This is a genomic window from Pseudarthrobacter cellobiosi (genome assembly GCF_023913755.1).
GTDB classification, from domain to species: domain Bacteria; phylum Actinomycetota; class Actinomycetes; order Actinomycetales; family Micrococcaceae; genus Arthrobacter; species Arthrobacter cellobiosi.
In genome coordinates this window covers 39,690-52,767 of record NZ_JAMXBJ010000044.1, presented here as the reverse complement: position 1 = coordinate 52,767, position 13,078 = coordinate 39,690, and the positions used below count along the sequence as shown (strand labels likewise).

The 13,078-nt window shown below is 64.7% G+C and carries 14 protein-coding genes; 4 read left to right on the top strand and 10 right to left on the bottom strand.

Going from position 1 to position 13,078, the window contains the following annotated elements; genetic code table 11:
• Positions 1–50: 50 nt before the first annotated feature.
• Positions 51–791: a polyprenol monophosphomannose synthase gene (locus tag NG696_RS10705; protein ID WP_252575366.1), complete on the top strand. Its 741-nt coding sequence runs from the start codon at positions 51–53 to the stop codon at positions 789–791.
• 134 nt (positions 792–925) lie between these two features.
• Here the strand turns inward: NG696_RS10705 and NG696_RS10700 are convergent, their stop codons facing one another.
• The 4 genes from NG696_RS10700 to NG696_RS10685 form a co-directional block, all read right to left on the bottom strand.
• Positions 926–1,273: an RNA polymerase-binding protein RbpA gene (locus tag NG696_RS10700; RefSeq protein ID WP_003802221.1), complete on the bottom strand. Its 348-nt coding sequence runs from the start codon at positions 1,271–1,273 to the stop codon at positions 926–928.
• A gap of 248 nt (positions 1,274–1,521) precedes the next feature.
• Entirely contained in the window at positions 1,522–2,472 is a 951-nt protein-coding gene (locus tag NG696_RS10695; protein ID WP_056340024.1) for an SPFH domain-containing protein, read from the bottom strand.
• A 32-nt stretch (positions 2,473–2,504) separates the two neighbouring features.
• Entirely contained in the window at positions 2,505–2,969 is a 465-nt protein-coding gene (locus NG696_RS10690) for an NfeD family protein (protein WP_104060872.1), read from the bottom strand.
• A 103-nt stretch (positions 2,970–3,072) separates the two neighbouring features.
• Positions 3,073–3,960: a methyltransferase domain-containing protein gene (locus NG696_RS10685; RefSeq protein WP_252565398.1), complete on the bottom strand. Its 888-nt coding sequence runs from the start codon at positions 3,958–3,960 to the stop codon at positions 3,073–3,075.
• A gap of 100 nt (positions 3,961–4,060) precedes the next feature.
• Between NG696_RS10685 and NG696_RS10680 the strand changes: the two genes are divergently transcribed.
• On the top strand, positions 4,061–6,058 hold the full coding sequence (locus NG696_RS10680) for a S9 family peptidase (RefSeq protein ID WP_252565400.1): 1,998 nt from the start codon (positions 4,061–4,063) through the stop codon (positions 6,056–6,058).
• Positions 6,059–6,070: 12 nt separating this feature from the next.
• On the opposite strand, the gene NG696_RS10675 is transcribed toward NG696_RS10680, so the two are convergent.
• Positions 6,071–6,736, bottom strand: a complete 666-nt coding sequence (locus tag NG696_RS10675; protein WP_252575365.1) for a peptide deformylase — start codon at positions 6,734–6,736, stop codon at positions 6,071–6,073.
• A gap of 59 nt (positions 6,737–6,795) precedes the next feature.
• Here NG696_RS10675 and NG696_RS10670 point away from each other — a divergent pair, with 59 nt between their 5' ends.
• Complete coding sequence (locus NG696_RS10670) at positions 6,796–7,215, top strand: nuclear transport factor 2 family protein (protein WP_252565404.1); 420 nt, start codon at positions 6,796–6,798, stop codon at positions 7,213–7,215.
• A gap of 23 nt (positions 7,216–7,238) precedes the next feature.
• On the opposite strand, the gene NG696_RS10665 is transcribed toward NG696_RS10670, so the two are convergent.
• The 5 genes from NG696_RS10665 to NG696_RS10645 all read right to left on the bottom strand — a co-directional run bounded on the left by NG696_RS10665 (position 7,239) and on the right by NG696_RS10645 (position 12,502).
• The gene (locus tag NG696_RS10665) at positions 7,239–8,381 is read right to left on the bottom strand and encodes an FAD-dependent oxidoreductase (RefSeq protein WP_252565406.1); all 1,143 of its coding nucleotides are present in this window, start codon (positions 8,379–8,381) and stop codon (positions 7,239–7,241) included.
• Complete coding sequence (locus tag NG696_RS10660) at positions 8,374–9,066, bottom strand: class I SAM-dependent methyltransferase (protein WP_252565407.1); 693 nt, start codon at positions 9,064–9,066, stop codon at positions 8,374–8,376. Before NG696_RS10660 ends, NG696_RS10665 begins: the two co-directional genes overlap by 8 nt.
• Positions 9,067–9,078: 12 nt before the next feature.
• Positions 9,079–10,260: a type III polyketide synthase gene (locus NG696_RS10655; RefSeq protein ID WP_252565409.1), complete on the bottom strand. Its 1,182-nt coding sequence runs from the start codon at positions 10,258–10,260 to the stop codon at positions 9,079–9,081.
• 1,353 nt (positions 10,261–11,613) lie between these two features.
• Complete coding sequence (locus tag NG696_RS10650; protein ID WP_252565411.1) at positions 11,614–12,084, bottom strand: VOC family protein; 471 nt, start codon at positions 12,082–12,084, stop codon at positions 11,614–11,616.
• Between the two features lie 22 nt (positions 12,085–12,106).
• The gene (locus NG696_RS10645; protein ID WP_252565413.1) at positions 12,107–12,502 is read right to left on the bottom strand and encodes a VOC family protein; all 396 of its coding nucleotides are present in this window, start codon (positions 12,500–12,502) and stop codon (positions 12,107–12,109) included.
• Positions 12,503–12,612: 110 nt separating this feature from the next.
• On the opposite strand from NG696_RS10645, the gene NG696_RS10640 reads away from it, so the two are divergent.
• Positions 12,613–13,008 (top strand): DUF3054 domain-containing protein, encoded by a 396-nt coding sequence (locus NG696_RS10640; protein ID WP_252565415.1) that lies wholly within the window; start codon positions 12,613–12,615, stop codon positions 13,006–13,008.
• Positions 13,009–13,078 lie beyond the last annotated feature (70 nt).

The window sequence follows — 13,078 nt, the reverse complement described above, 5'->3', positions numbered from 1 at the left end:
CTCCGCTTCGGTTCAGCCGCTCCGACCGCTCCCATCCAGGAAGGCCCTTTGTGCGCGTCCTCACCATCATTCCTACTTACAACGAGCTGGAATCGCTGCCCAAGACTCTCCAACGCCTCCGCGCAGCCGTACCGGCCTCGGACGTTCTGGTGGTGGACGACAACAGCCCGGACGGCACCGGGCAGCTTGCGGACGGCTTTGCCGCCGAGGATACACAGGTTCACGTCCTGCACCGCAAAGGCAAGGCAGGCCTGGGAGCCGCCTACATTGCCGGGTTCAAATGGGGACTCGAGGCAGGCTACGACGTCCTGGTGGAAATGGATGCGGACGGCTCACACCAGCCCGAACAACTTCCCCAACTGCTGGAAGCCGTTGAACAGGGCGCGGACCTTGCCATGGGATCCCGGTGGGTCCCCGGTGGCAGCGTGGTCAACTGGCCGCTGTACCGGCAGGCGATTTCACGCACTGGCAGCACGTACGCCCGGCTGATGCTGGGCCTGAAGATCAAGGATGTCACCGGCGGCTACCGCGCCTTCCGGCGGACCACGCTGGAAAAACTGAACCTCGACCAGGTCGATTCAGTGGGCTACGGCTTCCAGGTTGACTTGGCGTGGCGTGTAGCCAAGCTGGGCCTCAGGATCGAGGAACGCCCCATTACGTTCGTGGAGCGCGAGCACGGAGCATCAAAGATGAGCGGCAACATTGTTGTTGAGGCGATGGTCAACGTCACCAGGTGGGGCCTGCAGGCACGCTGGANGGCCTCCCACCGAGGTCATAGCGTCATCGATTGACGCGATCTGAACGATTGAGAAAGGGCCGGCCCGGCAACGTGATCACGTTGCCGGGCCGGCCCTTTCTCAATCGTTCAGATCGCGTCAATCGATGACGCTATGACCTCGGTGGGAGGCCGTGACCGCCGCTGGGGTCAGGCGCTGCGCCGTTCGCCACGGCGTTCGCGCAGGATGGTCAGCCGGTCCTCGAGGATCTGCTCCAGCTCCGGAAGGGAACGGCGCTCGAGAAGCATGTCCCAGTGCGTACGGACAGCCTTTTCGTTGCTGGTGTCCGGACGTTCGCCATCAACGAGGAGCGCTTCCTTGCCGGTCTTGGAAACCCACACAGGAGGAATTTCAGCCTCTGAAGAGAACGTCACGAAGACCTGCTCGCCGTCCTCGCACCGGTATTCGACGCGCTGGCGCGGAGCCGGCTCAACGCCGGACTCGGTCTCCATGCTCTGCGCGCCAAGGCGCATACCCCGCAGGCTGCGATCGCTCATGTTTTCTCCCTCTGGTCGGTTCGCGGAGCAGGACTCCACGCAAGCCGGAACGGCATAACCGCCCCGGACTACTGTGTGCACTGTGCTGCATCATAAGATTCAACGCATTGCGAAGCTTTCTTGTTCCAGCGGATCTGGTCCGACCGGACAAATACTCAATTATACCGGCGTGGGGCCTAGCCGCAAAACGGGAGGGGACCCGCGACCAAGCGCGAATCCCCTCCCGCCCCGTATGAGGCAAATCCGTGTCAGGACCCAGGCTGTTTAGCGGGTTCCTCGTCGAACAGCCCGCCGCCGCCTGCGGTCGGATCAGGATTGGTACCGCCGAGCGCCTGGCCGATGCCCTTGAGTGCCTCGCCAATTTCGCTGGGAATGATCCACAGCTTGTTTGATGATCCCTCTGCGATTTTCGGAAGCGTCTGCAGGTACTGGTAGGCCAGGAGCTTCTGGTCGGGGTTGCCTTTGTGGATGGCGTCAAAGACCTTCTGGATGGCCTGTGCCTCACCGTCTGCGCGGAGGATGGCCGCCTTGGCATCGCCCTCAGCCGCAAGGATCGACGCTTGCCGCTGGCCCTCGGCCGTGAGGATGGCGGACTGCTTGGTGCCTTCGGCCGTGAGGATCGCAGCGCGGCGGTCTCGCTCGGCCCGCATCTGCTTCTCCATCGAGTCCTGGATCGAGTGGGGCGGGTCAATGGCCTTGAGCTCCACGCGCGAGACCCGGATCCCCCAGCGGCCGGTTGCCTCGTCCAAGACACCGCGCAGCTGGCCGTTGATCTGGTCGCGGGATGTGAGCGCCTCTTCCAGATTCAGGCCGCCCACAACGTTACGCAGGGTGGTAGTGGTGAGCTGCTCCACGGCCTGGATGTAATTGGCAATCTCATAGGTGGCGGCGCGCGGATCAGTGACCTGGAAGTACACCACAGTGTCGATGGACACCACCAGGTTGTCTTCGGTGATGACCGGCTGCGGTGGAAAGGACACCACCTGCTCCCTCAGGTCCAGGAGCGGCAGGAGCCGGTCCACAAACGGGATCAGGATGGTGAGTCCCGGGTTCAGGGTCCGCTGGTACTTGCCGAGCCGTTCAACGACGCCGGCCCTCGCCTGCGGGATAATCCGCACGGAGCGGACCAAGACAATGATCACGAACACGATCAGGACCACCAGCACAATGGCCAGGGCGGCTCCTCCTGCGTTATCCATACGACTCCTATTCCCCAATTGTTAGGCTGTACTTAGGACTGAGTGGCCTGCTCCGGCTGGGCGGAAACAACAGCCGTGGCCCCGTCGATGGCGGAGACCACTGCCTTCTGGCCGGCAGGCAGGACGCCGCCGGAGGACCGGGCGCTCCAGACATCGCCCCCGATCTTGACGAGGCCACCGGTGGAGCTGACTGCTTCCATCACAAGGGCCTGCTCGCCAATGAGCCGGTCAATGTTGGTGCGCTGGTCGGCGGGTCCCTTTTTCAGGTGGCTTAGTGCCACCGGGCGGACAAAGGCGATCATCAGCAGTGAGACGACGCAGAACACCACAATCTGCAGCCACAGGTCAGCGCCGGCAAAATCTGCGACGAGCGCGGCAAGTGTTCCGCCGCCGAGCATGATGAAGAACAGGTCAAGGGTGATCATTTCGATCACTGCGAACGCGAGGAAGGCGGTGAGCCATAGGGCCCACCAGTTTTCGCCGAGCCATTCAAACATTCCGTCCCCCCTTGACCATTCGGTAGCTGTCTATTTATCCTAGTCCGCCGGAAAGCAGGACGGCAGGCTGCGTGAAGGGCAGCGGTTGAACGTGGCCAAGTCGTTACGGTGCGGACCGTGCCGGACAGAAGACCGTGATCCGGAATCGTGCCTCCACCTGGGTCGACACCTCGCCGCTCCCGATTTTGGCAGAAATGGCCGTGCGGTCCAGGTGGTGCCCGGCCGGACCCATGAAGGCCAGGTCAGCCAGCTCGCCGGGCGTTAGCATCATCAGGACATCCAGGTCCCGGGTGGACTCGGCGGCAAAGTGCGGCGAGAGGGATTCTGTCAGCCGCGCGTCCTTGTCGTCCTCTATGGACAGCATCCCTGCCTGGGCGGCAACGGCGGCCAGGTGTCCCGCGCGCGGCGTCACCATCACCAGTCTCCCGCCGGGGCGGAGGACCCTGGCGAATTCGGCGGCGTTTCGGGGAGCGAAGATCACCGTGATGGCGTCGACGGCGGCGTCGGCCACGGGGAGCGGCTGCCAGACATCGCAGGCGAGGCTGATGGCCTCGGGGTTGAGGCGGGCGGCGCGGCGGAGCGCGAACTTGGAGATGTCGAGGGCGACGGCGGCGCAGCTGGGGGTGCGCCGCTGCACCTCATCCAGCACCACCCTGAGATAGTGGCCGGTCCCCGTACCCGAATCGAGGACTGTGAATGGTTCGCCGGGGGTTATCCCGGGCACGACGGCGGCCGCGACGGCGTCTGCCAGGGGGCGGTAATGCCCGCCGTCGAGGAAAGCGAAGCGGGCCGCCACCATCTCTGCGGTGTCGGCTTCAAAGACTGTCCCCTTGCCCACCAGCAGGTTGAAGTAGCCCTGCTTCGCCGCGTCGAAGCTGTGCCCGGATCCGCAGACCAAGGCCTTGCGCGCCGCGTCACCCGGCCTGCCCTGGACATTCAGTGCGGCGCCGCACACGGGGCAGCGCAGCGGAGAGCGAGGGCTTGATGGCATACGGACCATCTTAGGGCGGGGAGCGAGCCGGCGCGGCGCCCGCGCGAGTGTTCCGGCCGGGTGTTCGCCTCGGCGAAAGTCGCACGTTAGGCTCACATGGGTGAAGCCAGAACACCTCCCGCTGCTCAATTCCGTCTCCGCGCCGGCCGTTCACCCGGACGGCAGCCGTGCTGTTGTGTCGGTGACCAGGCCGGATTTCAATGCTGATTCCTACGTGGGCCAGTTGTGGAACATTCCGTTAAACCAGGAGCAGTTGCCGCGGCGAATAACCAGGGGCTTCCGGGACACCGGCCCTGCCTTCTCTCCTAATGGACTGGTCCTCGCCTTCCTCCGGACGGTCGGGCCGTCGTCGAAAGCGCAGCTCGTCGTGGTGGAGGCCGGCGGCGGTGAACCCCAGGTCATCACGGACAGGTTGCTCGGAGTGGAGTCTTTCGCGTGGTCTCCTGATTCGCACCGGATAGTTTTCAGCTCCCGCGAGCCGGAGCCAGGGAGGTACGGCAGCAGCGAAACCGTCACCACAGAGGCGGAGGAACCCCGGTTGATTTCCACGTATCAGTACCGGCTGAACGGCGTTGGCTACACGCGCGACAAGCCGCTGCAGTTGTTCATCGTGGACGTCCCGGAACTTGGCGGCGAGCCGCTGACATCGCAGGCGGCGCCCTCAATGCCGGCAGCCCGGCAGCTGACATTTCTCGCCACGGACGCCGGCCCGGGGGTTTTCAGTGCAGACGGATCAGCCGTCTACTTCGTGGCGGCACCGCCGGAGAACGACGACGATTTGGCCACCTTGATCTACAAGGTGCCGGTCACCGGCGGCGACCCCGTCCCGGTGGGTCACGGAGTAGCCTCATCTCAAAGTGTCACGGAGGTTCGGCAGTCCCGGGACGGCAAATGGCTGTTCTACATTGCCCGGGACCTGGGCGGTTCGGGCCGGGACTTTGTGGCACGTAACGCCGTGCTGTATTGCGTCGCGGCTGACGGCGGCATGCCGGTTGCGCTGACCGATCCTGAGTTGATGGATGTTGCCGCCCCGGGTACCCGGATTGAGCTCCGCGGCCCTGACCACGCCCTGGTCCTGAACAACGCGCAAGGCTCGGTTGAGCTCCTCGAGCTGGGGGCGACGGGCGGGCATGCCCTGCTGGTGCACGGTGACAAGGTGGTGACGGGGGCTGCGTGGGCGGGTGGCTCGCTGCTCGTCGTATTCAGCGATCCGTCCACCCACGGGGACCTCGCAGTGTTCGACGACGGCCAGATGCGGCTCCTGACAGACTTTTCGGCCGTTCTGCGGACACAGACGGACATTGTGGTTCCACAGGAACTGACGTTTGAGGCGCCCGATGGCTATCCCGTCCATGGCTGGCTCGTCAGGCCTCCAGGCAAGGGTCCGCACCCGGTCCTGTTGAACATCCATGGCGGGCCGTTTGCCCAGTTCACCGTTGCCCTGTTCGACGAAGCCCAGGTGTACGCGGCTGCGGGCTATGCCGTGCTGATGTGCAATCCGCGCGGCTCTGCCGGCTACGGCCGGGAACACGGGCTGGCCATCAAGGGCCGCTTTGGCACCGACGACATGGAGGATGTCCTCGCGTTCCTGGACGGGGCGCTGGCCAAATTTCGGGCGCTGGACGCGGGCCGGCTGGGCATCATGGGCGGCTCGTACGGCGGATATCTGACCGCCTGGACCATAGCGCACCACCACCGGTTCAAGGGTGCCATTGTGGAGCGTGGATTCCTGGACCCGGTCAGTTTCGAGGGCTCGGCCGACATTGGCTGGTACTTCGGAGGCGAATACCTCGGTGGCTCGGCGGTGGAAGTCGCCGCCCAAAACCCGTTCGAACACGCGGGCAACGTGCAGACTCCGACGCTGGTCATCCACAGCGAAAACGATCTCAGGTGTCCGCTGGAGCAGGGCCAGCGGTATTTCACGGCCCTGAAGCGGCAGGGTGTGGAAGCCCGGCTGCTGGTGTTCCCGGGTGAGGACCATGAACTTTCCCGGTCAGGCAGGCCGCAGCACCGGCGGCAGAGATTCGAGCACATCCTGCGCTGGTGGGCCGGGCTCCTCCCGACCGACGCGAATCCGGCAGCCGTACCGCCGGACTGATCCGTAGGCGCGTCAGGGATTCTCGGGCAGGAATCCCAAGGCGGCACGGGCCTTTCCGATCCCCGGCTCGGCCCAGCTGGCGGCATACTCGGCGTTGGAGCTCAAGGACCTCAACTCGGCGCGGTCAACGTACAGGGTGCCATGGAGGTGATCGGTCTCGTGCTGCACAATTCTCGCCTGCCAGCCCTCGAATTCCCGTTCCGACGCCAGGCCTCCGGGGGTATCGAATCGGAGCAGCACCCGTTCAGGCCGTACCACCACTGCCTGCAGGCCGCTCAACGAGAGGCACCCCTCGAAGAACGCGGCCGTTTCCGTTCCGACGGCCGTGTAGCGCGGGTTGATGACGGTGAGGAACTCCAGCGGGCTACGGTGCCGCAGTGCAGCGGCCTCCGGGTCGACGTCGTACTGGTCCTCAAGGACTGCCAGCTGCAGCGGGATTCCGAGTTGCGGGGCGGCCAGCCCCACACCAGGGGCTTCGTGCATCACTTCGCGCATGAGGGCAATCAACTGGTCCAGCTCGCCGGCGCTGATCTGGCCGTCGAAGGCCGCGGCCCGCTGGCGGAGTACGGGATTCCCGGCCTGGACGATGGGCGGCAGCGATCCCGCGGACAGGATTTCCTGTACCCGTTCCCTCAGGTGCTCAGGAGTGATTGAAGTGGGCGGTGATACAGCGGTCATGCGGAAAGCCTAGCGGCGGACGCCGCACGGCGTCGGCCGCGTCGGCTAATGTCGATGCCATGGCTGAACTGACTGCGTCCGAACCCAACGCTCTGGAACTTGTCCTGGACTTTATCCGGACCCTGGAAGCCGGCGGTGACGGCGGGGCCATCGGCCCTTTCCTCGCTGCGGACTTCGTCCTGCTTGAAGCGCCGCACCTGCTCGCGCCCCAAGGCTCCACACGCACGCGGGGCCAGGCGATGGCCGGTGCCGATCAAAGCCGCGAAGTAGTGGCGGACCAGAAGTTCGAGATCCGCCGCACTACCTGCGAAGGCGGTCGGGTTGTGGTGGAGGCCGACTGGTCGGCGAGGACGCTTATGGACCTGCGGTACTGGGATGCCGGGGAGACCATCCGCGCCCGGACGTCGTCGGTCTTTGAAGTCCGTGACGGCCTGATCATCAGCCAGGACAGTTACGACTGCTACTTCGTGAACTCCTGACCCGGCGCCCTCCGGCGCGGGGGTCACTGCATGGTGAACCGGCGGGCCACCAGCCTGTTGGCCGCCGGAAAGCCGGACACCGCGCTGACTGCCCGGTTCCTCAACGCCAGGAACGGCGGCCCCAGCGGGCGCCCCAGCGTCATATTCACTTCGGACTGCCACCGCGCCGCGGAGGCGGCCTTACGACGCCGGGCGGAATAGGCGTGCAGTCGCTGGCCAACCGGTTCCCCCGCCATGGCATCACAGATGATCGGCGCGAGTTCCGCCGCGTCCAGCCAGCCAAGGTTCATGCCCTGGCCGCCGATGGGGCTTATTTCATGGGCAGCATCACCGATCAGGACCGCCCGCCCCGCGACTGATCGGCACGCCACCGTGGAGCGCGGGCTGAAGCTACTGAGCATGGTGTTGGTGGCCGGGTCCGGCCGGATCCCCGTGCGGTGGTGGACCATCCGTGCCAGTTCGACGGCGTCCGGGACCGGTTCGGGCCGGGGAATCCTCACTACCCAGCGGCGGAGACCGCCCGGCAGCGGAAAGGATTCCACTATCCCTTCGGCCTCGAGGTACAGGACGGCTTCGTTCAGGTTTTCGCCGGAACCTTCGAAATCACCCATCACATAATGGTCGGGATAGGTTCGGGACGTGGTCCGGATGCCCAGCAGGCTACGCATCATGGACCGCGAGCCGTCGGCGGCGACCAAAAGCCGTGAGGTGATCCGGGCACCGGCACTGCCCGTCTTGGTGGCCGCAGTTCGGACGGTGACCAGTCCGCCGTCGTCCGCTATTTCCGTCACCCTGGCGCCCCTGACGAGCGCCTCACCGTCGAGTTCGTGTACACGCTGCTCCAGCAGGGATTCCGTTGTGAACTGGGCGAGCGACAGGACAAACGGGAAGCGCTCCGAGACCGACGCGAAGGACATTGACCCTACGGTCTTCGCGCCGCTGACTGCAATGCCGCCGCGGATTTGCACGCCGGCATCAACCATGGCGCGGGCCACGCCCACTCTCTCCAGGGCCGCGAGGGCGGGGGGATGGATGCCGATGGCCCGCGAGTGGGATTCCCGGTGAAGCCGCTGTTCAAGGACCCTCACCGCGACGCCTTCCTGCAGCAGCAGGGCGGCGAGATAGAGGCCCACGGGTCCGCCGCCGACGATCACCACGTCAACCATCTGGATGGTCCGGGCGGTGGATGAGGACCTGGTGGAAAGGGGAGTGGCGCGCCACGTGCCAGCCCGGGGGAGCGGCGGCAGTGAGTTCTGCCGGGGTGTAGCTGCGCCTGATCGAGGTCAGGCCGTCCGCACGGATGAACGAGCCGCGGAGGGGGAGGGCCGCCAGGGAGAAAAGTGCGTAGGCTGCGATATTCCGGCGGAGGTCGTTGTGCAGGGAAATCCGGCGCGCCAGGTCTTGCGAATCTGCCAGGAGCTGAGCCAGGTCTGCTGGTTGGAGGTGGTGGATGACGTGGTTCGAGATAACGACGTCGAACCGGCGGCCTTCGCGGACCAGGTCGGCACTGTCCGCCTGGCGGAACCGGAGTGAGACGTGGTGGGGGTGGCGTGACGAGTAGCTGTATGCCCTGGCGTCCGGGTCAATGCCGGTGACGTCGAGCAGCAGTTTGTCCCGGGCAGACCAGAGGGCGAGCTGGCGTGCCAGGTCCCCACCGCCGCATCCTATGTCGAGGAGCGTGGTTGCAGACTCCTGGGAGAGCAGAGGGCGAAGCTCGCGGCAATACAGCCGCCGCCAGCCGGAGAAGAGCCGGTTCACCAGTCCGAACTGTTGGTACGTGAGCTCCAGTTTGGTGGGATCACAGTCCGGCAAGTCCATCATTTCCACTGCGTCCACAGCCCGTTGCCGCATCAGGGACACAGTTCAGGCCAGTGACGAGGCCGCCTCGGGCTGCACCGCCCGTTTCGCGGTGGCGGCCTGGCGGAGTTTCGTGAAGAGCCCGGTTTCCACCGTGAGTCCGGGGCCGAACGCCATGGAGCAGATGCGTTCCTCACCCTCCACCGGTGGCTGCTCCAGGATGTGCCTGAGGACAAACAGCACGGTGGCGCTGCTCATATTGCCGTAGTCCCGCAGCGTATCCCGTGCCGGAACGAGTTGCTGGTCCGTGAGTTCAAGACGCGTCTGGACCTTGTCCAGGATGCTCCGGCCGCCGGGATGGATGGCCCAATGGCGGATGTCACGGTAGGGGATTCTACGCAACGAGGGATCCCGGGCCAGCAGCGGTGTGAGGGCGCCGATGATGTGATCGTCGATGATGTGGGGGACGTAGTTGCCCAGCACCATTTCGAAGCCGTGGTCGCCGATGTTCCACGCCATGGATTCCTCGCCCACCGGCGTAAGGACGGTTTCGAAGTGGTCCAGTTGCATCAGGGCAGGTGAGTCCGGATCGTTCCGGGCCGTAATGATGGCTGCCGCCGCCCCGTCGGCGAACAGCGCCGAACCCATGATCGTGTCGGGATCGTTCGAGGTCCGCACGTGCAGGGAGCACAGCTCGGCACAGACCACCAGGACAACGGCCTGCGGATCTGCTTCACAGAAGGACTTGGCTGCCCGCAGTGCTGGAAAGGCGGCGTAGCAGCCCATGAATCCGAGGTGATAACGCTGGACCGCCGGATCCAACCCCAACGCGCGGACGATCTTATAGTCAGGACCGGGGTTGAAGAACCCTGTGCAGGAGACGGTAATGACGTGGGTTATGTCAAGTAAGGCGAGATCCGGGCAGGCATCCACGGCAGCCCGGGCGGACTCGATGAAAAGTTTGGTGACTTCCCGGGCGAAGATCTCATTGCGCACCTTGGTGGTGGGGTTCAGGAGCAGACCCGTGGCGGGATCAAAGAACTGCGGATCGTCCGAACGGAACGCCATGGTCATTTCTTCGACGGCGGTATGCCGCGTAATGATGGCGGCTGAATCGAAGCAGGTACTCACCAGCCGCGAGCCCAATCTGGTCAGGCCCGGCTGGGCTCCAAAAACATCACGGGCTTCGGCCTGGACAAGCACCGTCGGCGGAACAGCAGTTTCAAGTGAACGCAGGTAGACCGTCATTGGTTCATTCTTGGCGAGCACGCGGGATTAGACAATGGCCGGGCTGGCCGGGGGAGCCGTTTCCTGTGCAGCCGGCCGGTGTTCCGGACACAAAAGCGGGGGCCGGCGAATTGTCGCCAGCTTGTCGGGCTGGGTGCTGGAGCTGGCTTCAACGCCGGCGTTGGCCAGCCCCGAAGACCGAGCGGACGAGTTTTGGGACGCCGGTTACGGCGCCACACGCCGAGGTGGCGAGTAGAACCGTGAGCATGCCGGCAGCCAGCAGATTTTTTCTGCGCATGGAAAAGAGCCTCTTCATGGGAGTACGGGGGCATCCCAGGGGGATGTGCCCTGCCCGGAGTCGGACACGGCCTGCGGAAACGCAAAGGCGTTGCCAACTAGGGAATGACCACACGCAAGAGCATTTCGGGCGATCTTTTCGGCGTGTGCGCCGACCGGTGACCTAAACGTTGCCTTGCTCGGCGCGGAACAAGCCAATCACTCGCGTGTAGTTCCATGAGGCATAAATCATGGCTTTGGGTCACAGGGCGACCAGCCGGACCTGACCTGCGGCAACATCAAACGGAAGCCCCGGAGGCGCCCGTGGCTTGCCAGCCTAGTTGGCGAGACTGACATCCCAGTTGGCGAGCCGAGGAGCGTGGCCGAAGCGGGAATTCGGGTGGCCTTTGTTGGCCAACGGTGCGGGCAGCTGACCCAAAAGAACGCGCCCGTATGAGCAGCTCTCGAGCGGCTCGCGTTGCCACTAGAATCGGCCAAAAGTTCGTTCCAGTAGAGTTCAGGGTCGGGTTGCGTCGCCGAGGCCAAGCGCCGACCCGGTCCAACGCGCACCATTCGCGGCTCGCATGACCGATCGGAACCGGCGATTCGCTAACTCGCTGGCAAAATTCGCCAGATCGTTTGGCAATTCGCCAACAAGGCTGGCAATCCACAGCGCCCGCTTAGCGTCGGCTTAACGTAGGCCACTCTCCGCTCTCCGAGAACGCCGATAATCTACATTATGTAAAGTAGAACCCTTCGTATCTCATCAGATGAATCACGCTGCACCTCTCCAGCAGCCGTTGACACCACCCATGGCATGGGGACAGACCGGCTCTGGAGAACGGCCCCCAGCCACATCGGCGCCGACGAACACGGAGGTGATTCCCTGTGGATCGACATGTGGATTGGCGGCAACGGAGAAAGTGCGTCCTTTGTCCGCGACTGCGCGCGAACCGTTACGGGAGTGCGTGCGGCGGTATTCGACTCTATGGAAAACTACGCCGTGGCCCCGGGTCGGGCGTGATCCACGACGGCAAGTGCGACTCAGGCTACGGAAATGACCTCATTGTCGAGTCGACCCGGGCTGCGCAGCGCTTCCTAACCGTCGTAAGCCATCTGAAGTGCGGCAATGTCAAGCTTCTGCATGCCCAGCATGGCCTGCATTGCGCGCTGGGCGCCCTCCGGATCCGGACCGCCAATCAGTGAGCCCAGGACCGCCGGCACGATCTGCCAGGAGACGCCGTAACGGTCCTTCAACCAGCCGCACTGGCTCTCCGCCCCGCCGTCCGTCAACGCCGACCAGTAGCGGTCCACTTCCTCCTGGTCCGAACAGTCGACCACAAACGAGACGGCTTCCGTGAAATTGGCCGCCGCTCCCCCATTGAGTGCCATGAACTTCCGGCCCTCGACCTCAAACTCAACGGTGATGACCTGCCCGGCCTGGCCGGGACCGCCCTCGCCGAACCGCGAGACGTCCAGAATCCTGGAATCGCCGAAGACCGACACATAGAACTCGGCCGCTTCTTCGGCCTGGTTCTCGAACCACAGGCACGTGGAAATCTTTTGCATGGTTGCTCCTTCCGGCAAGAGCCTAGTCCGGGGCCGCACCCGGCACAACGGCCGGAGGGTGCCGGCTAACCAGCCCCACCGTGTTCCCTTCCGAGTCACGGATGAAGGCCATCCACTCATCGGTTCCTGCCGGACCGAGGGCGGCGTCGCCATGGTGAAAGACCACCTTCGGCAGCGCAACCACCTCCACTCCCCTGCCCTGCAGGACGCTGATGCTTGTCCGGACGTCCTCCACCTCCAAAAAGAGGACCGACGACGGCGCGCCGCGCTCCAGCAGGAGCCGGACGCCTTCCAGATCGAAAAACAGCAGCCCCGGCGTGTCATAGACCGCCGCTGGCTGCACCCCAAGCAGAAGTGAATAGAACTCAGCGGCCCGCTGGAGGTCGTGTGCCTGCTGGGCCACCTGGATCAGACGCACTGTGCCTCCCCCTTGACGAGCGCCGTTGTCCCACCCATCTTCCATAATCCCCCGCACCCCGGCAAGCATCAGGACCGGGCCGCCGCCATCGCCGGGTTAGGCTCGAAGCCATGACCTGGACCCAGCACCAATCTTTAACCGGCGGCGGGCGCGCCATCACCGCCGCCGCACTGTCCGACGCCGTCCTCATCCTCGTTTTCGCAGCGATCGGCAGGGATGCCCACCAGCGCGGCGACATCGTCACCGGCGTGTTTCTCACCGCATGGCCGTTCCTGGCTGCGGCCGCCATCGCCTGGCTTGCGGGGCGGGCCTGGCAGCGTCCCCTGTCCATGGCAACCGGCGCCGTGGTCTGGCTTGGCGCCGTGGCCGGCGGCATGATCCTAAGGGCGCTGACGGGACAAAGCGTAGTACTGGCCTTCGTGGTTGTTGCGCTCTTGAGCCTGGGGCTGTTTCTGGTGGGCTACCGGGCACTTCTTGCACTGGTACGCAGGCTTCGAAAGTCGTGACCACGCTGCCGGCCACGCGCCCGCGCCACGCCTGATGAACACCTCCCATGTAATAGGCTGGCATCACCAC